We start from the raw sequence: 17,688 nt of genomic DNA, 5'->3' as shown, positions 1-17,688 counted from the left end.
AGTTGGAAATCGTGACACTTGAGTTTTTTCAGAGGGCGCTTATCGGAGGCATTCTCATCGGCATTACGGCACCGCTAATGGGCTTGTTCCTCGTGCTTCGGAGGTTGTCGATGATCGGAGACACGCTGTCTCACGTTTCGATCGCGGGCGTCGCGCTCGGTTTTCTGACCGGGATCTACCCGGTGGCGGTAGGGCTGGTGTTCGCGATTGCGGCGACATTCGCCATCGAGAAGCTTCGCAAGGCGTACAAGACTTACGCGGAGCTGTCGATCGCCATTATTATGTCAGGCGGCGTCGCGCTGGCATCACTGTTATTCTCGATGGGAAAAGGCTTTAACGTCAGCGTTACCGGTTACTTGTTCGGCAGTATCTACACGCTCGACTCCGTGGATTTACTGCTCATCGGCATCGTTACAGTCGTCGTGCTGCTGGCGATCGGCCTGCATGCCAAAGAGCTGTTCCTCCTCGCGTTCGATGAGGATGCGGCAGCTGTCAGCGGACTTCCTACACGGTATTTTAATTTCATGATCAGCATTCTTACGGCGCTTGTCATCAGCGTCTCGATCAAAATCGTCGGCGCTTTGCTTGTTTCCGCACTGTTGACGATCCCGGCCGCGTGCAGCCTTGCCATTGCAAGAAGCTTCCGACAGTCCATCGTTACGGTCGTCGTCGTCGCTGAGCTTGCGGTAGTCATTGGGCTGATTACAGCGGGGATTTGGAATTTGGCGCCTGGGGGCACGATCGTGATGCTCTTAATCGTTATCTTGCTGCTGCTGCTCTCCGTACGACGTAGAGTAAGCAGAGGCTAAAATCGGCTGGTCGTTCCGCTGATGCGGAACTGCTCGCCTATGCATCCTAGGAGGGATCATATGTCTGACGTAACGGTATGGGCGGCGTTCGGGGCGGGAATTGCTTCATTCATCTCGCCTTGCTGCCTGCCGCTCTATCCGTCTTATTTATCCTACATAACAGGTGTTTCGGTATCTGATTTAAAGAGTGAACATCCCGGCCGAGAGGTTCGCGTTCGCACGATGACGCATACGCTGTTCTTCATTCTCGGGTTCTCGGTCGTGTATTACACGCTCGGATACGGCACGAACGCGTTCGCGGAGCAATTCTCGAAGTATCAGGATTTAATCCGTCAGCTGTCTGCCGTACTTATTATTCTAATGGGACTTATACTAATGGGATTAATCCAGCCGAGAGTGCTGCTGCGTGAAATGAAAATGCCGCTGCGGATGAAGAAGTCCGGCTATCTGGCATCGTTCATCTTCGGCATCGGCTTCTCCGCAGGCTGGTCGCCATGTACGGGACCGATTCTGGCAAGCATATTGCTGCTGGCCGCTTCGGAACCCGGTACGTGGTTCGAACTGACGACGGCGTACGCGCTCGGTTTCGCCATCCCGTTCTTCGTCCTGGCCTTCTTCATCGGATCCACGCGCTGGATCGTGCGCTACTCCGGCATTATGATGAGAATCGGCGGTGCGGTCATGCTGCTGATGGGTATTCTGCTGTTCACCGACCAAATGACGAAAATCACGATTTGGTTGAATTCGATTACCCCTGAATTCATGAAGTTCTAGAAGTTTGTCAGGGCATATGACCTCCGGACCGGTATGGGTCTCCAAGTTTATGCTTCCGAAGTAGGTTTTCTCACGAAACCTTTAGCTGTTGTAGTCGGTTGATTTGATTTATTATTCCAAGGTAATCCTCCGACTACAAAGGCGACCGCTAAAGGTGATTGGTTTGTGTTCACTGTCGGGAGACAGGGAATACAGCATTCACCTGAACGCTTTTCCGACTCCATACCGCCCCTCCGGTCATACATTTCCAAACAAATTCTAAGTGAAGTACTCAATTTTTGCATCTTCAAAATGTTCAAAGATGCGCTCCGAGATGAACATCCGGAGCGCTTCTGCTTGCTCGTCGGGATAGACGTATTTGCCCTGTCCCCAGCGGCCCCATTTGTATTTGCGTTTCTCGATGTCCATTTCGAGCTTCGTCCGGGGATAGCGCTTCTCGATAACGTTCTTGGCGGTCTTCGTGAAGCGATGCTGGATGAGCTCGAACGTCAGATTGCGCGATGCATCCTTCGGAAGCGCCTCGGCCAGCGATGACAGCAGCTCGGCATAGCCTTCCTGCCAGCCTTCGTGCCAGATGATGGGGGCGATGATGAATCCGAGCGGATAGCCGGCTTTGGCGATCTTGGCCGCAGCTTCGATTCGATCCTCGAAGCGGGAGGTAGCCGGCTCGAAATTTTTGATGACGTATTTGGCGTTGACGCTGAAGCGAATCCGCGTATGTCCGTTATGCTTGATGTCCAGCAGCGAATCGACGTAATGGAATTTCGTCACGAAGCGAAGACGGCCGTATTCCTGATCCGCCATGAAAGTGATGAGCTCTTTCAAACTGCCGGTTATCGGCTCCAGACCGACGGGGTCGGACGTACAAGCAGCCTCGAAACGGGTGATTTCCGGAATGCGTTCGTCGATGTAGCCTTTCGCGGCGGTAATAATATCGTCCATATTGACGTAGACGCGGATGTACGGCTTTGTGCCGAGCGTCGTCTGCAGATAACAGTAATGGCAGTGGCCCATGCAGCCGGTCGCGATCGGAATGGCGTATTCGGCCGACGGCTTGGACGTATCGAACTTCAGCGTCTTGCGGATGCCGACGACGAGCGTGCGTTTGGCGATTTTGTATTGTTCCAGCTCCGTCTCGCCCGGAAAGTTCATGATGCGATTGTGAGAGGTCGTCATTTGGTAGGGAATGTCCAGCGATTTGACCCATTCCATGATCTGGCGGCCTTTCGGATATTCCAGTGCTGCAGGTTCGAAATAAACGAGTTCGGGAATGAAGGACTCATGTACGTTTTTCTTCGTTTTGGGTCGTTCCAGCGTCGTTGTGCCCATGCGCGGCAAGCCTCCTTGACTTCTACGGACTTGCCGTTAGTGTGGGAGCAATGGCCGGTTTGCAAACATGGAAAGTTAAGTGGGCGGTTGTTGCGGGCGTGGGGGCAGGCAGTGTATGATACTAAGAGTGAATGCGGGACGGCCTAAGCTGCCGGACAGCCGCAATGTGCAAAGCAGACGAAGAATCCGTACGTACGGGACGCTGGTGAAATGGAGGTTGTACGATGCCGACTCCAAGTATGGAGGATTATTTGGAACGCATTTATAAATTAATCGACGAGAAGGGCTATGCCCGTGTCTCCGATATCGCAGAAGGGCTGGAAGTGCACCCGTCCTCTGTTACGAAGATGATCCAGAAGCTGGACAAAGACCAATATTTGATTTACGAGAAGTACCGGGGGCTCGTCCTGACCAACAAAGGTAAAAAAATGGGCAAGCGGCTGATGGAGCGCCATCATCTGCTCGAATCGTTCCTGACCGTCATCGGCGTGCAGGAAGAGAACATTTATAGGGATGTCGAGGGGATCGAACATCACTTGAGCTGGGATTCCATTACATGCATCGAGACGCTGGTTGAGTTCTTCCGTAGAGAGCCGGCAAGGCTGGAAGCGTTCAGATCCATCCATGCGGAACTGAACAACGAAGAAGCATAAGCGAAGTTGAATAGAAAAAGGGCTTTCCAACGCCGCTGCAAGCTGCATGCGGCGTATGGAAAGCCCTTTTTTTGTCATGCGAAGGTAGAGTGCTTCACACGTTCACAAGTCAATGATACTTAGGCAAGTCGTCATCGTCCTTGCCGCCTTCGATAACGCGGAAAGGCATATTTTTGCGGGTTTTGCTCCGGCTGGCTTGCTGCGTATCTTTGCGGGAATTTGTCTTGTAGCGCTGCTGCGGCTTGGTGTTCGCTTTGCGGGCAGCACCCGGCGGAAACTTATAAAGCAAATAAATCGCGCCGAATACGAAGACTGGAATCAGAAGCTGATAGGGATTGCTGATCGTTTGCGAAACAAGACCGATGACGACGAGCACCAGAATGATGATGGTTGGCAGACTCAGTTTACGAGGCATAACGCACTCACCCTTCCTTCCCGAACCTTGATTAAGTGTTGCCGTTGATCATTACGAGCGTACGCCTTGACGATCCAGCTCCAGCATGCGGTTGAACGATGCGATCGAAACGGCTACTTGTTCGTCCGTCGGTTCTTTCGTCGTCAGCTTCTGCAGCCACAAGCCCGGATAGCCCAGGAAACGAAGCACGGGCAAATCGCGCAGTGCGTTCGTGAAGCGGAGCGCTTCATACGAGAAGCCGAGCACGACCGGAAGAAGCAGCACGCGCAGGTAAACCCTTTCCCATAAGGAATCCCAATGGAAGAAGGAGTAAACGACGATGCCGACTAGCACCGAGAAAACGATGAAGCTGCTGCCGCAGCGATAATGAAGCCGGGTAAAACGTTGAACGTTGGAAATCGTCAGTTCCGCGCCTGCCTCGTAGGCGCTGATTACTTTATGTTCGGCGCCGTGATACTGGAAGAGGCGTTTAATCAGCGGCGTCAGTGAGATCATGTAGAGATAAGAGAGCAGGAACAGAATCTTGATAACGCCTTCAATGAGGTTGTGTACTATTATATTCTTGAACGCATGTCCAAAGATCAACTGTTCGATTAAGGCGGGCACGACGGTAAATATTAATTTTCCGGCAACGAAGGACAGAATGCCCGCGACGGCTACGCCGACGATCATGCTGAGGCTCCAGCCCTTTTTCTCTTCTTTAGCGGGAGCGTCGATATCCTTCTCTTCTTCGAGCTCATCCTCTGCATAAGACTCCATCGAGAAATTCAAATGCTGGGAGCCTTTCGCGCTGGATTCCAAGATGGCGACAATTCCGCGAAGAACCGGGATTTTTTTCAGCTTCTGGATCCAAGGCGTCGTTTTGCGAGGGACTTCGTAAAATTTGATTTCATTATTTTTACGGCGCACTGCGGTAACGTTTGCGTTACGGCCTGCAAACATAACGCCCTCAATGACGGCTTGTCCGCCGTAAATATTTTGCGTGCTTTGCGACAAGGGCGAATCACCATCCTTTAATTTGACGTTGTCTTATGAGTTTCTATGAATAGTCTCTCTCTTATTGTACTTGATTCCACAATACTTTGCGAGCGGGATCCTTTCCCGGAAATTGTCCTTGGCTGATTTACCGCTTCGACCTTTGCGCATACTAAAGGAAGGATGATGAGTCTGATGTAAATTGTCTATTTCATGGAGGAATGAAGATGCGCAAGACATTAAAGGACCGCAGACCTGCAGGGAAGAAGCAACGCGAAAGATACGATGAATCGGCGCACACGAATCCCTTCTGGTACTGCTTGCAGCTTGGCTTCTTCGCCGGACTGATCTGGGGAGCGACCCGCTGGCTGCTGTATTTGATCAGTTTCACGAAAGTGCTTCCCGGATTCTTGGCGGATCCGTTCTTCCGTCAGTCCTTTCTCAAGACCTTCTGGGGGCATCTCGTCGGCATCGGTTTCTTTATCGTATTCTCGATCATCGCCGCGTTTCTGTATAAGATCGCGCTTGGCCGGTTATCGGGACCTTGGCCCGGCTTGTTCTACGGCTTGTTCTGGTGGCTGATCCTGTTCGTTATGGGCGGACCGCTGATGGGCATGTTTCCGCATATGAACAAAATCGGATACGATACGATATTCTCGGAATGCGCTTTATATCTCGTTTGGGGCCTGTTCATCGGCTATACGATCGCCTACGAATACACGGATGAAGCGTCTCGGGAGCCTATGGGCGCGCACTAGGGGATCAGAAGCCGCAGCCCTTCTCAAAGCATGGGTCTTTGTGGTAGAATGGCTAATGATCTATGCGCCGGGAGGACTCTCCATGACTTCGATACTTGTATTAAACGGACCGAATCTTAACATGCTCGGCATCCGCGAGCCTGGCGTTTACGGCACGATGACGCTGGAAGCCATTGAAACGCTGCTGAAACAGACGGCGGCTGATATGGGCGTTCACATTTCGTTCTTTCAGTCGAACCATGAAGGTGCGCTGATCGACCGGATCCATGAAGCTTATGGAACCGTGGACGGAATCGTCATCAACCCGGGAGCGTTCACGCATTACAGCTACGCCCTGCGCGATGCGTTCAGCACCGTAGGATTGCCTGTCGTTGAAGTGCACATCTCGAACATCCACAAGCGGGAAGCGTTCCGCCATGTTTCCGTCATTGCGCCGGTTGCCATCGGCCAAATTGCCGGGTTCGGCGCGCAAAGCTACGTGCTTGGCTTGACTGCCCTTGTACAGCATTTGAACAATTAGAACGATCGCTGATGCCGTTCCGATGGCTTCGCAAGATTCAAGAAAAGGGTGATTTCATGACGATTACACGAATCGCGGGATTGCGCGAAAAGCTGCAGGGGCTTGGAACAGATGCCATTCTGGTCACGAATGCCGTGAACCGCAGATACATAAGCGGCTTTACCGGGTCTTCCGGCGTGCTGCTCGTTTCGCAGAAGGACAGCTGGCTGCTGACCGATTTCCGCTATATGACGCAAGCGCCTCAGCAGGCAGCGGGCTTTACCGTCGTGGAGCATGCTCAGAAGTGGATCGAGACGGTCAAGGAATTGGCTGTTTCGGCAGGCATTAAGAAGATGGCTTTCGAACAGGATACCGTCGTATTCAGCGAATACGCCGCATGGAAATCTTCGCTGGGCGATGCAGTCGAGCTGGTGCCGGTAAGCGGCGTCATCGAAGGCTTGCGAATGTACAAAGACGAATCCGAGCTCGCGATTATGCGCGATGCCTGCAAATTGGCGGATGATACCTTTCAGCATATGCTTTCGTTTATTAAACCGGGGCTGGTCGAGCGTGAAGTCGCGCTCGAGATGGAAATGTTCATGCGCAGCAGAGGCGCGACTTCTTCGTCGTTCGACACGATCGTCGCTTCCGGCGAACGTTCGGCGCTCCCGCATGGCGTTGCCAGCGACCGGGTGATCGGAAACAACGAATTCGTGAAACTCGATTTCGGTGCGTACTATAACGGGTATTGCTCGGATCTGACGCGGACCGTCGTCGTCGGCAAGCCGACGGACCGTCACCGCGAGATTTACGAAATCGTGCTGGAAGCTCAATTGGCCACGTTGGCCGGCATCAAACCGGGCATGACGGGCAAAGAAGCCGACGCGATCGCACGCGATATCATAACCCGTTACGGCTTCGGCGACAAATTCGGACACGGAACCGGGCACGGCCTCGGCATGGAAATCCATGAAGCGCCGCGTCTATCGGTTTCCGGAACAACCGTATTGGAGCCGGGCATGACCGTTACGGTCGAGCCGGGGATCTACCTGCCGGGCTTCGGCGGCGTCCGCATCGAGGACGATATCGTTATTACCGCCACCGGAAATTCATTGTTAACCTCATCTCCGAAGACCCTATTTATTTTGGAATGAGTTAAACTTATTAAATTCGCCTGAGATTCGTTTGAATCGGGGCAACTACTTTTAGGAGGAATCTGCAGTGATTTCAGTAAATGATTTTAAAACAGGCGTTACCGTCGAAGTGGACGGCGATATTTTTACCGTCATCGATTTCCAACACGTTAAACCGGGCAAAGGCGCGGCTTTCGTACGCTCCAAGCTCAAAAACCTTCGTAACGGCAACACCGTCGAAAGAACGTTCCGCGCAGGCGAGAACATCGGCAAAGCGAACATCGAGAACCGCGCCGTTCAATATCTGTACAACTCCGGAGCCGAATATTCCTTCATGGATAACGAAACGTACGATCAATTCACGCTCGAGAAGAAACAACTGGAGTGGGAGATCAACTTCCTGAAAGAAAACATGACTGTAAACATCTCCAGCTACAACACGGAGATTCTCGGCATTCAACTGCCGAACAGCGTTGATCTGAAAGTAACGGAAACCGAGCCGGGTGTTAAAGGAAACACGGCGCAAGGCGCGACGAAAAACGCTACGCTTGAAACGGGTCTGACCGTTCAAGTTCCGCTCTTCATCAACGAAGGCGACGTTCTTCTGATCGATACGCGCGACGGACATTACATCTCCCGCGCATAGTTGCAAACGATCATTGGCATTAACAAGAAACCGCTTGGCCATGCGTGCCGGGCGGTTTTTGTCATATTCAAAATTATGCAGGTATGATATAATCTTGTTTTGATGAAACATTACAACCTAAGACTTTTACACTAGAACTTTCGTTGGGAGTGGATGAGCGGTGTCGTTGATAGTAATGAAGTTCGGCGGCAGCTCCGTAGGCTCGACAGAGCGGATGCAGCGAGTTGCAAGACGAATTGCCGATTATAAAGAGGCTGGTCACGACGTCGTCGTTGTCGTTTCGGCCATGGGGGATACGACAGACGATTTGATCGATCAATCGAAGCTTCTTAACGCGAATCCGCCGGCACGGGAAATGGATATGCTGCTGACGGTAGGCGAACAAATATCGGTCGCGCTGTTGTCCATGACAATTGACGCGCTCGGTCATAAAGCCATGTCGTTCACCGGCTGGCAGGCAGGAATTTCGACCGAATCCGTACACGGCAAAGCCCGGATCACGGACATTCAGCCGAATCGGATCTTCGACGCGATCGCAAGCGGTCACGCGGTAATCGTCGCCGGTTTCCAAGGCGCGACGGACGAAGGCGAGATCACGACGCTCGGCCGGGGCGGTTCCGATACGACTGCCGTAGCGCTGGCGGCGGCGATCAAAGCCGATGTATGCGAGATCTACACGGACGTGGATGGCATTTATTCGACGGATCCGCGGATTGTCAAATGCGCTCGCAAGCTCGATGAGATTTCGTACGACGAAATGCTGGAGCTTGCCAATTTGGGAGCGGCCGTGCTGCACCCGCGCGCGGTTGAATACGCGAAAAACTACAATGTAAAGCTCGTGGTGCGTTCCAGCTTTACGCAAAACGAAGGCACGAGTGTGAAGGAGGAAGCGGTCATGGAGCAGGGAATGGTCGTTCGCGGCATTGCATATGACAAAAACGTAGCACGTATCAGCATTTTGGGTGTGGAAGACATTCCGGGCGTCTTGGCGAAAGTGTTCGGCGCGCTTGCATCGAGCGGCATCGACGTCGACATTATCGTTCAAAGCGGCACGCAGGACGGCAAAGCCGACTTCGCCTTCACGGTCTCGTTGACGGACAAAGACAAAGCGATCGCTGTCGTTGAACGCATTCGCGGCGAAGTTCCGTATCGCGAAGTCGCTTCGGAAGAGAACCTGGTGAAAGTGTCCATCGTGGGCGCAGGCATGGTCAGCAATCCGGGCGTCGCGGCGAAAATGTTCAAAGCGATTTACGACCTGGGCATCAGCATCAAAATGGTAACGACATCCGAAATTCGCTTGTCCGTTATCATTGCCGCGGAACCGGCCCAAGACGTAGTGCGCGCGCTTCATACCGCATACGACTTGGATACGGCAGACCAGGCATTCGTAGGCGGACCTCAGGATCGCCGCTAATCGGAACGGTTCTGCACGCACGATAGAAACGAACTAAAGCCTCATCTCTCGCTTAAAACGAGGGATGAGGCTTTTTTGCCGATGATTTGACCGTGCGATGAAATGCGAAGCTGTGCATGCGGCCGTCAGAAGAAGCGGCTGCCAATGATGCTGAACAGCTTAAACAGAATGGCGGTAATCCCCGCAGCCATGAGCGGTCCGACCGGAATGCCTTTCAGGAAGACGATGCCGAAGATCGAGCCGATTACCAGACCGACGATCAGCTGCGGATCGAGCCTCAGCATTTCGAGCCCTTTTCCATTCACGAACGTTGCGATTGCGCCTCCGCTCAAAGCGAGAATGCCCGGCCAGGAGGTGACGACGCCGAGGATGTCCTTGGTCGTGATCCGTTCCGAAGCGAAGGGGACGAGCACGCTGAACGTCAAGAACAACAGACCGAGTTCTAAGCCCCTCCGTTCAATGGTGGGCAGAAATCGCTGGAGATGGATGAGCTTCACGATGAGCAGCACGCAGGCTGCCGTGGAAATAATCGGAGAACGGCCGATTAATCCGATAATGATCAATACGACAAGTACGACTTCCCCGCTCATGCTTGTTGACTCCTTCAACCGTAGTCACCGCCTCCACGCGAATGATGGAGCGTCCATACTTCCATTGTATGGAACAAGCCTTCCCGTTATGTCATTCGATTCCGTCATCCGATTCTTCGTCCTTACACGAGCATATCGCCCTGCAGCCGCGGAACGATGGAGCTGCTGTTCACTTGGCTGCAATGATCGATGTCCCGGGCATTGCCGTTTTTGACAAGCCGGCGGCCCGTGGTGCTTCGAATCAACATTTCCCGCAAGCTGCCGTCGCTGCTTCTATATAAGCCTAGCATGGCGGCGCCGAGATCATTCATATCGATGCCGGATACGCTGCCCAGCTGCTTCAGCTCGCTGATGATGAGTCCGGCGCATAGCCCGTCTTCCAGCGCAAATTCATTATGGCTTCCGGCGCAGAGCAGCACGATATCCCGGCGCAGCTCGGCAGCGGTCACGGCACAAGCGGCGGCATTGTTGAGCGAGCCGGCGAGCACGTAATCCCCGCGCATGGCCTTATGCAGCGCACGGGTGCCGTTCGTCGTCGTCAGCACGACGCGTTTCCCTCCTACGGCAGCGGGCGTAAACTCCTCCGGCGAATTGCCGAGATCGAATCCGGGAATTTTGCGGCAGAACCGCTCCCCGGCGAGCAATTGAACGCTGCATTGGAGCGCCCGCGCTTCCAGTACGGTTTCGACGGGCATAATCCCGGCAGCACCTGCTTCGAGCGCGGCAACAATCGTGCTGGTCGCGCGAAGCACGTCGATGACGATCACGGTCCGATGGACGAACCGATCGGCCTGCGCTTCATTGACGCTGGAAATCACTTCGATTTGCATGCCTTGTATACTTCCTTCCTTATATGCTATCCCACATGATTTGAAGGTTTGCTTTTAAGTGACCGGAGGTCGGAATGGAGTCGGAGAAACGAAGTGGTCGCCTTTTTATTCGGATTTCCACGTTTCTTGAATTTATAAATTCAAGAAATCCGAATACAACAGCTAAAGGTTTTCGCGAGAAAACCCACTTCGGAAGCATAAGCTTGGAGATCCATTCCGACCGCAGGTCATGCTCTGTCAAACCTTCAAATCATATAAACGAACGGTTCAACGCGCTCGCCGAAATAAAACGTATCCGAACGCAGTCCGCGCCGCATCGTTTCCAGAGCGAGCACCTCGGACGGCTGGATATTGCCGAGATTGGCTTCGGCTCCGAATGTTTTCAACATCTGCACTTGCTGCTGTTTCAGCGGCGTCTCCCACATGATCCGGCTGATGTCGCCAAGCGTATGGCTGACGGAGTCGAGCACGCTTTGCGCGCAATCGCCGTTGCGGTCGAACAAGCCGACGTCCATGCCGGATTCCCGCGCTTCGATCGTGACCATATGCGCGCCGGCTTTCCAGTCCGCTTCGGCCGTAAGCAGGAGCTCATTCGCGTCGACGAGCGAACCGCTCAGTTTCTTCCCGTACTCCGTCACGACTTTCAATCCGTTGCGGATGCCCTCATGAATAAGCTCCGTGCGCAGCATCCGGCTCAGTTCGATGGTGCCGTCGGATACTTCGATGCCGTTGAAGCCCATTCTGCACACCGTGCGGAAGAACGCAGGGACGACATTTTGCTGCACCGCGGTTTCCAGCAGCGTTCCGCCGGGCATAACGGTCAGTCCGCAGCGTTTGGCCAGCTCGATTTTGGCCAGCAGCAGATCGGTGGGATAAAGCGGCGCCGTGCCGAAGCCGAACTTGACGCAATCGATATATCCGGCTGCCGTTTCCATCAAGTCGGAGAATGCATGCCTTCCCAGTCCCTTGTCGATGACCATGGTTTGCCCGCGTCTGGTGCTGATCTCCGATTCAGGTTCGTTGCCCGCTCTGCCAGACATTTCGCGTTGACCGCTCGGATCCTGCAAAGCAGCAGGCCAAGCCGCCTGTGAAATTGTTTTCATTCGATCTCCTCGCTATCCATTCGTATCCTTGCAATCTCGGCAAATGCATAGGCAAGTCTGTACCTGCCCGAGCGTTTTTAAGGAAGATCCCAGAGCGCGTATCTACAGGCTGCCGTTGTCGGGTTCTACCTGCCACACGTGCAATATATGCACACCGCCTAGGGTCGGTGCGGCATGTGTCAGGTAGATGCCCATTTTTATGAGAATGAAAGAGAGACAGGCTCGCATAGGCTGTACCAGAGACAATTTGCTATAGAGGCGCAAGGAAGGCTAGCGAAACATAGGAAAAGAGGGATTAGGCATGCTTAACAAAATCGTGCTTAGCATGGCGACGCTGCGGATATTTTCGGGCACGCTGGAGATCATGGCGGCGCTCCTCATGCTGCGGCTGAATCAGATCGACAAGGCGCTCGTCGTCAATTCGTCGCTTGCGCTGGTAGGGCCGCTGGTGCTCATTTCCACGACGACGATCGGTCTCGTCGGGCTGTCGGACAAACTGTCCTATGGCAAAATGCTGTGGATCGTCGGCGGCGTGGCGTGCATTTTGATAGGAGCGCTGAGAAAGTAGATTAGGCATACGCGGCGGCATGTCCGCATACAATGGGAACAAAGATGGACAATCCATCCTTCTATCAAACTAGTAAACGCCGTCAGTCAGAAAGGCAAACGATAGCCGGGCTGGTCGTTCCGCCGACGCGGAACTGCTCGCCAATGCATCCAAGGAGGAATGCCGGATGCTTAGAGGAGTGCAGCATTTGCTGCCTGCCGAGCTTGCCGAAGTGATGGGCCTCATGCCCGAACGATTGAAAAACGAATTGGAAGAAATCCGCATCCGCGAATGCCGGCCCTTGGAAATCGGCACGTCGCGGGGATTCTGGTTTCTGTCGCCCAAGGGACAGCCGCTCGACCGTCCGGAAGAAGCGTACAAGCCGTCAACCGACATCTGCCGCAAATTGCTGGAGCGGGTGACGAACCACTCTTTGTACGCGATGGAGGAAGAGCTGAGGCGCGGATATATTACCGTCGCCGGCGGCCATCGCATTGGACTGGCCGGGCGGACCGTGCTGGAAGGCGGCATCGTCCGCGGGATTCGCGATATCGCGGCCTTCAACGTCCGGATCGCGAGGGAGGTCGTCGGCGCATCGTCGGGCCTGCTGCCGAAACTGCTGGACCATAAACGCCAGACGCTGCTGTCGACGCTCGTCATCGCTCCGCCGCAGCAGGGGAAAACGACGCTTGTCCGCGATTTGGCGCGGGCCGCGAGCAGCGGTGCCTGGGCTCATCCCTCGGCAGCGGGCTGGCCGGGCCGCAAAGTCGGCATCATCGACGAACGTTCGGAAATCGCGGCCTGTATCCGGGGGGTACCCACCTTCGACGTCGGGCCGCGAACAGACGTGCTCGACGCTTGTCCGAAAGCGGAAGGCATGATGATGATGCTTCGCTCCATGTCTCCGGAAATCATGATCGTGGACGAAATCGGCCGCGAGGAAGATGCCGCGGCGATCCTGGACGCCAGTCACGCGGGCGTGGCGGTCATCGCCACCGCGCACGCGCTGGATCTCGAGGATGCCCGCGCCAGGCCCGTCATCGGCAAGCTGCTGGATGCCGGCGCATTCCAGATCTGCGCTCAGCTTCAGCGTAACGGCTCGGGGCTAGCCGGGCTGGTCTTCCCGGTTGCCAGCGCGTACCGGGCGCCGGCAGCACGCGAACCGACTTCGCGGAAAGGAGGCGGCGGCCTTGGTTGAACTTGTCGGGGCGACCTTGATCCTGTTCGCCGGCACGATGATCGGCTGGCAGCAAGCCGCGCGCTATGCGGCGCGTCCGAGGCAGATCCGGCAGCTGATCCATGCGCTGCAGCGGCTCGAGACGGAGATCGGCTACGGCTTTACGCCGCTGCCGGAAGCAATCGCCAGAAGCGCCGCGCATGTTCCGGAACCTGCGGCTTCGATCCTCCAGGCCGTGAACGGCCGGCTTTCCGGAAGCGGGGAGCTCACCTTCAGAGAGAGCTGGGAAGCCGCGCTGCTGGACGCATGGCCGCATACGGCGATGCGGCAGCCGGAGCAGTCGGCATTGGTCCGGCTCGGACATAATCTCGGTATCAGCGATCGCGAGGATCAGATGAAGCATCTGAAGCTTGCCGTGCAGCAGCTGCAATTCGAAGAGGACGCGGCGCGGCACGACAGCGCGCGGTACGTGAAAATGTGGCGAAGCTTGGGGGTTCTCACGGCCGCGCTGATCGTCATTTTGATTCTTTAGTGGGGTGCCGGAAGGATGAACATTGATGTCAGCGCCATTTTCCAAATCGCCGGGATCGGCATCATAACGGCCATGATTCAAACCGTTTTGAAGCAAATGGGCAAGGAAGACATGGCGCAATGGGTAACGCTGATCGGCTTCGTCGTCGTCTTGTTTATGGTCATCCGGCTCTTGAACGATCTGTTTCAGGAGATCAAAACCATCTTTCTATTCCAATGAGGACGGCGCGGAAGCTTACTGGCAAGGCGGGTGAGTGAAGGTTGGAAATCATCCAGATCGTTGGCCTCGGACTCGTCGCAACCGTGCTTGTGCTGGTCGTGCGCGAGCAGAAGCCGATGTTCGGCTTCCTGCTGGCGGCGTTCACGGGATTATTCATTTTCCTGTTCGTCATCGGCAAGATCGAAACGGTCATCGGCGTACTGGAGCAGCTTGCGGATCGGTCGGGCATCCCGTCGATCTACTTGAAGACGGTGCTCAAAATCATCGGAATCGCCTATATCGCGGAATTCGGTTCCCAGATCGTGCGGGACGCCGGCCAGGAGAGCATCGCATCCAAGATCGAGTTCGCCGGCAAAATCCTTATTCTCGTGATGGCGGTTCCCATCATCAGCGTCATCGTCGAAACTGTACTCGGCCTACTGCCGGTGGGGAGTTGAACATTATGCGCCAGCGCTTCATCCGATTCGCGGTTCTGCCGGTCTTCCTCTTCTGGGCGCTGCTTCTGCTCCTGCCCGCAGTGGCCATAGCGGAACCGGCCGAAACGAATGCGGCGGCTGGACAACAAGGCGATTCCGGCCCTGCGGATGTCGAGCAGCAGGCGGAAGCGGTGAACAAGCAGCTGTCGGACGAGCAGCTGCGGGGCATCGACACCGAGGCGGTCGAGGATTACTGGAACAAGCTGATGAGCGATTACGGCGGTTTTTTTCCCGACCATAAAGTGCCAAGCTTCCTCCAGATGATCATGCCGGGCGGCGAAGGGCTGAAGCTGACGACGGTCTTGTCGGGTCTGCTGCGGTACGCGCTTCACGAAGTGCTGTACAACGGCAAGCTGCTGGTCACGATCGTGATCTTGACCGTGTTCAGCATGATGCTGGAGACGATGCAGACGGCCTTCGAACGCAATGCGGTCAGCAAGGTCGCGTACAGCATCACGTACATGGTCATGATCGTGCTCGCGGTCAACAGTTTCAACGTCGCCATCGGATATGCCAAAGACGCCATCACCGGCATGATCCAATTCATGATGGCGATGGTGCCGCTGCTGCTAACGCTGCTGGCTACGATGGGAAGCGTCGTGACGGTATCGGTCCTTCATCCCTTGATCATATTTATGATCAATGCGGTGGGCACCGTCATCTACACGCTGGTGTTCCCGCTGCTGTTCTTCTCGGCCGTCCTGCATATCGCCAGTTCATTGTCGGACAGGTTCAAAGTGACGCAGCTGGCCAACGTGCTCCGCAACGTGGCCGTCGGACTGCTGGGCGTCATGCTTACGGTATTCCTCGGCGTCATTTCCGTTCAAGGCGCGACGGGGTCCGTAACCGACGGCGTAACGATGCGGACGGCGAAGTTCGTCACCGGCAATTTCGTGCCGGTCATCGGACGATCCTTCTCCGATGCGGCGGACACGGTCATGTCGGCCTCGCTGCTCGTAAAGAACGCAATCGGTCTCGCCGGCGTAGTCATCATCTTGTTCCTGTGCGCGTTCCCCGCGCTCAAGATCATTACGCTGGCGCTGATCTACAACGTGTCGGCAGCCGTCATGCAGCCGCTCGGGGACAGCCCGATCGTGAACTGCCTGCAGACGATCGGGAAGACGCTGATCTACGTTTTCGCGGCGCTGGCTGCGGTCGGCCTGATGTTCTTCCTGGCCATCACGATCATTCTGACGGCCGGCAACGCGGCTGTCATGATGAAGTAGCGGCCGGCGGGCAGCCGTTTCACCTTGAAAGATAAGACTTTATAAGTTTTTCGACTTATAGATAAGCTTATCTTTCTCCGGAATGAAACGCGCCGCGCCGTTATAGGACGGCGGCAGCCGTTTCACCTTGGGAGGGGAAGACATGCTGGACTGGCTTGCCGTATGGCTGCAGCAAATCATAGCCGTAGTGCTGCTGGCGGGGTTTATCGACCTGCTGCTGCCGAACAAAGGGATGCAGCGATATGTGCGGCTCGTTGCCGGTCTGATCATCCTGCTTACGATTTTGACGCCGATTATTCGGGTGCTGCAAGGAGACTTCAGCGCGAAGCTGGACGCGCAGGTAGAGGAATGGATCCATGCCGATCCGGCCAAGAGCCTGCATATGCCGACGCTGGAAGACATTCAACAGGATGCGGCGGCGCTGAAGAAGAAAGAAGCGGCGTCGGCTTCCGCCCTGGCGCAGCGGCAGATCGAAGCGGAGATGAAAGCGGGCATCGAACAGTCGACCGGCCTCCAAGCAGCTTCCGTGGCCGTCACGATGAAAGTCGACCGGAAAGGGCAGCCGGCGCAGATCGGCAGTGTCAGCGTAACGCTGGCTCCGGCACGGCTGCCGCAGCCGGATACGACTAATGACGAACAGCAGCAGAATACCGAAACTTCCGCGGATGGCAGCGGCGAATATACAGGTCAGCCGGTTGAAGAAGTGCAGGCTGTGCAAGTGAATGTCGATTCGACATCCGGCGCGTCTTCCCCGGAAGACAAGGCCGCGGAAGTAAGGCTCGCCTCCGGTACGATCGCAGCGGCGGTGAAATCGGTGCTGCGCGAAGGCTGGTCCGTCAATCCGGCCATCGTCGAAGTGCTGGAGCAGGTGCCGGCAGAGGCGTCCGCTCAATAGGGAAAGGGGAGAACGATTTTGGCCAAATGGCTGGACGGGCTGGAGTCGACGATCATCGGCAAAGGGAAGGGAGAACCGAAGCGGGGGCGCTCGTTTCGCTGGCTGCTCATCATCGGAATTATTGGAGCGGTGCTGATGCTGATGAATACGTTTCTTTCGTTTCAGAAGGTGCCGACATCGCAGGCGGATCAGCAGGCTCAGACGCAGCCAGGCGAGCCTCAGGATCAACCGGCATTTGGCGGAGGCGGCAACAAATCCGACAGCTCCTCCTTCGATGCGATCGAGCAGCCGCTGGAAAGCCGGCTGAAAGAGATTTTGGAAACCATCGTCGGTGTCGGCCCGGTGGAGGTGCTGGTGACTGTGGATTCCACGGAAGAAGTGGTCGTACAGCTGAACGAGGAAGAAACGCAGCAAATTACGAACGAAACGGACAAGAGCGGCGGTAAACGAAGCATCACTTCGATCACGAAAAAGGGTCAAGTCGTCCTTTACGATACATCCGGGGGGAACGCCCCGATCATTACGAAACGGATTCAGCCGAAAATCAGAGGCGTGCTGATCGTCGCGCAGGGCGCGGAGAACGGAACGGTCCGAAGGCTGATTATCGATGCCGTCGAGAAGGGTCTCAACGTTGCGGTCAACCGGATTTCGGTTATTCCCCGCAAGCAGCAATAATAAACCAATTGGG

The 17,688-nt window shown here is 55.2% G+C and carries 22 protein-coding genes; 16 read left to right on the top strand and 6 right to left on the bottom strand.

The features are described from left to right. The first annotated feature begins 2 nt into the window (after positions 1-2). Positions 3-809, top strand: a complete 807-nt coding sequence (locus tag GZH47_RS05225; protein ID WP_162639034.1) for a metal ABC transporter permease — start codon at positions 3-5, stop codon at positions 807-809. A 60-nt stretch (positions 810-869) separates the two neighbouring features. Continuing rightward, complete coding sequence (locus tag GZH47_RS05220) at positions 870-1,583, top strand: cytochrome c biogenesis CcdA family protein (RefSeq protein WP_162639033.1); 714 nt, start codon at positions 870-872, stop codon at positions 1,581-1,583. Between the two features lie 258 nt (positions 1,584-1,841). Here the strand turns inward: GZH47_RS05220 and splB are convergent, their stop codons facing one another. Then, a complete protein-coding gene (gene splB, locus GZH47_RS05215; protein ID WP_162639032.1) occupies positions 1,842-2,912 on the bottom strand; it encodes a spore photoproduct lyase in 1,071 nt (356 codons plus the stop codon). Positions 2,913-3,136: 224 nt separating this feature from the next. Here splB and mntR point away from each other — a divergent pair, with 224 nt between their 5' ends. Continuing rightward, a complete protein-coding gene (gene mntR / locus GZH47_RS05210; protein ID WP_162639031.1) occupies positions 3,137-3,565 on the top strand; it encodes a transcriptional regulator MntR in 429 nt (142 codons plus the stop codon). A gap of 109 nt (positions 3,566-3,674) precedes the next feature. On the opposite strand, the gene GZH47_RS05205 is transcribed toward mntR, so the two are convergent. Both GZH47_RS05205 and GZH47_RS05200 read right to left on the bottom strand, forming a co-directional pair. Continuing rightward, positions 3,675-3,980, bottom strand: a complete 306-nt coding sequence (locus GZH47_RS05205) for a hypothetical protein (RefSeq protein WP_162639030.1) — start codon at positions 3,978-3,980, stop codon at positions 3,675-3,677. 51 nt (positions 3,981-4,031) lie between these two features. Further along, complete coding sequence (locus GZH47_RS05200; protein ID WP_162639029.1) at positions 4,032-4,976, bottom strand: DUF1385 domain-containing protein; 945 nt, start codon at positions 4,974-4,976, stop codon at positions 4,032-4,034. Positions 4,977-5,182: 206 nt separating this feature from the next. Between GZH47_RS05200 and GZH47_RS05195 the strand changes: the two genes are divergently transcribed. The 5 genes from GZH47_RS05195 to GZH47_RS05175 all read left to right on the top strand — a co-directional run bounded on the left by GZH47_RS05195 (position 5,183) and on the right by GZH47_RS05175 (position 9,405). Then, on the top strand, positions 5,183-5,713 hold the full coding sequence (locus GZH47_RS05195; RefSeq protein WP_192043587.1) for a YqhR family membrane protein: 531 nt from the start codon (positions 5,183-5,185) through the stop codon (positions 5,711-5,713). An 82-nt stretch (positions 5,714-5,795) separates the two neighbouring features. After that, positions 5,796-6,233 (top strand): type II 3-dehydroquinate dehydratase, encoded by a 438-nt coding sequence (aroQ, locus tag GZH47_RS05190; RefSeq protein WP_162639027.1) that lies wholly within the window; start codon positions 5,796-5,798, stop codon positions 6,231-6,233. Positions 6,234-6,289: 56 nt separating this feature from the next. Next, positions 6,290-7,366 (top strand): M24 family metallopeptidase, encoded by a 1,077-nt coding sequence (locus GZH47_RS05185; RefSeq protein ID WP_162639026.1) that lies wholly within the window; start codon positions 6,290-6,292, stop codon positions 7,364-7,366. Positions 7,367-7,433: 67 nt separating this feature from the next. Next, positions 7,434-7,991 (top strand): elongation factor P, encoded by a 558-nt coding sequence (efp, locus tag GZH47_RS05180; protein ID WP_162639025.1) that lies wholly within the window; start codon positions 7,434-7,436, stop codon positions 7,989-7,991. A gap of 160 nt (positions 7,992-8,151) precedes the next feature. Further along, positions 8,152-9,405 carry an aspartate kinase gene (locus GZH47_RS05175; RefSeq protein ID WP_162639024.1) on the top strand — a complete coding sequence of 418 codons (1,254 nt, stop codon included), beginning with the start codon at positions 8,152-8,154 and terminating at the stop codon, positions 9,403-9,405. A 125-nt stretch (positions 9,406-9,530) separates the two neighbouring features. On the opposite strand, the gene GZH47_RS05170 is transcribed toward GZH47_RS05175, so the two are convergent. The 3 genes from GZH47_RS05170 to GZH47_RS05160 all read right to left on the bottom strand — a co-directional run bounded on the left by GZH47_RS05170 (position 9,531) and on the right by GZH47_RS05160 (position 11,928). After that, positions 9,531-9,995, bottom strand: a complete 465-nt coding sequence (locus GZH47_RS05170; RefSeq protein WP_162639023.1) for a DUF441 domain-containing protein — start codon at positions 9,993-9,995, stop codon at positions 9,531-9,533. Positions 9,996-10,117: 122 nt separating this feature from the next. Then, positions 10,118-10,825, bottom strand: a complete 708-nt coding sequence (locus tag GZH47_RS05165) for a 2-phosphosulfolactate phosphatase (protein ID WP_162639022.1) — start codon at positions 10,823-10,825, stop codon at positions 10,118-10,120. A gap of 245 nt (positions 10,826-11,070) precedes the next feature. After that, the gene (locus GZH47_RS05160) at positions 11,071-11,928 is read right to left on the bottom strand and encodes a phosphosulfolactate synthase (RefSeq protein ID WP_162639021.1); all 858 of its coding nucleotides are present in this window, start codon (positions 11,926-11,928) and stop codon (positions 11,071-11,073) included. 301 nt (positions 11,929-12,229) lie between these two features. Here GZH47_RS05160 and GZH47_RS05155 point away from each other — a divergent pair, with 301 nt between their 5' ends. From GZH47_RS05155 to spoIIIAG, 8 genes are all read left to right on the top strand, one after another. Next, complete coding sequence (locus GZH47_RS05155) at positions 12,230-12,496, top strand: YqhV family protein (RefSeq protein WP_162639020.1); 267 nt, start codon at positions 12,230-12,232, stop codon at positions 12,494-12,496. Between the two features lie 166 nt (positions 12,497-12,662). Further along, on the top strand, positions 12,663-13,673 hold the full coding sequence (gene spoIIIAA / locus GZH47_RS05150) for a stage III sporulation protein AA (protein ID WP_162639019.1): 1,011 nt from the start codon (positions 12,663-12,665) through the stop codon (positions 13,671-13,673). After that, positions 13,666-14,184, top strand: a complete 519-nt coding sequence (gene spoIIIAB, locus GZH47_RS05145) for a stage III sporulation protein SpoIIIAB (RefSeq protein WP_162639018.1) — start codon at positions 13,666-13,668, stop codon at positions 14,182-14,184. The genes spoIIIAA and spoIIIAB overlap by 8 nt, the downstream gene beginning before the upstream one ends. 15 nt (positions 14,185-14,199) lie before the next feature. Next, entirely contained in the window at positions 14,200-14,403 is a 204-nt protein-coding gene (spoIIIAC, locus tag GZH47_RS05140) for a stage III sporulation protein AC (protein ID WP_162639017.1), read from the top strand. Between the two features lie 41 nt (positions 14,404-14,444). Next, positions 14,445-14,840, top strand: a complete 396-nt coding sequence (gene spoIIIAD / locus GZH47_RS05135; protein ID WP_162639016.1) for a stage III sporulation protein AD — start codon at positions 14,445-14,447, stop codon at positions 14,838-14,840. A 5-nt stretch (positions 14,841-14,845) separates the two neighbouring features. Then, a complete protein-coding gene (spoIIIAE, locus tag GZH47_RS05130) occupies positions 14,846-16,105 on the top strand; it encodes a stage III sporulation protein AE (RefSeq protein WP_162639015.1) in 1,260 nt (419 codons plus the stop codon). Between the two features lie 142 nt (positions 16,106-16,247). Beyond that, positions 16,248-17,000 carry a stage III sporulation protein AF gene (gene spoIIIAF, locus GZH47_RS05125; protein WP_162639014.1) on the top strand — a complete coding sequence of 251 codons (753 nt, stop codon included), beginning with the start codon at positions 16,248-16,250 and terminating at the stop codon, positions 16,998-17,000. An 18-nt stretch (positions 17,001-17,018) separates the two neighbouring features. Further along, positions 17,019-17,675, top strand: coding sequence for a stage III sporulation protein AG (spoIIIAG, locus tag GZH47_RS05120; RefSeq protein WP_162639013.1), 657 nt, complete (start codon positions 17,019-17,021; stop codon positions 17,673-17,675). Positions 17,676-17,688 lie beyond the last annotated feature (13 nt).

The organism is Paenibacillus rhizovicinus (genome assembly GCF_010365285.1).
Taxonomy (GTDB): domain Bacteria; phylum Bacillota; class Bacilli; order Paenibacillales; family Paenibacillaceae; genus Paenibacillus_Z; species Paenibacillus_Z rhizovicinus.
This window is presented reverse-complemented; position numbering and strand designations above follow the sequence as displayed.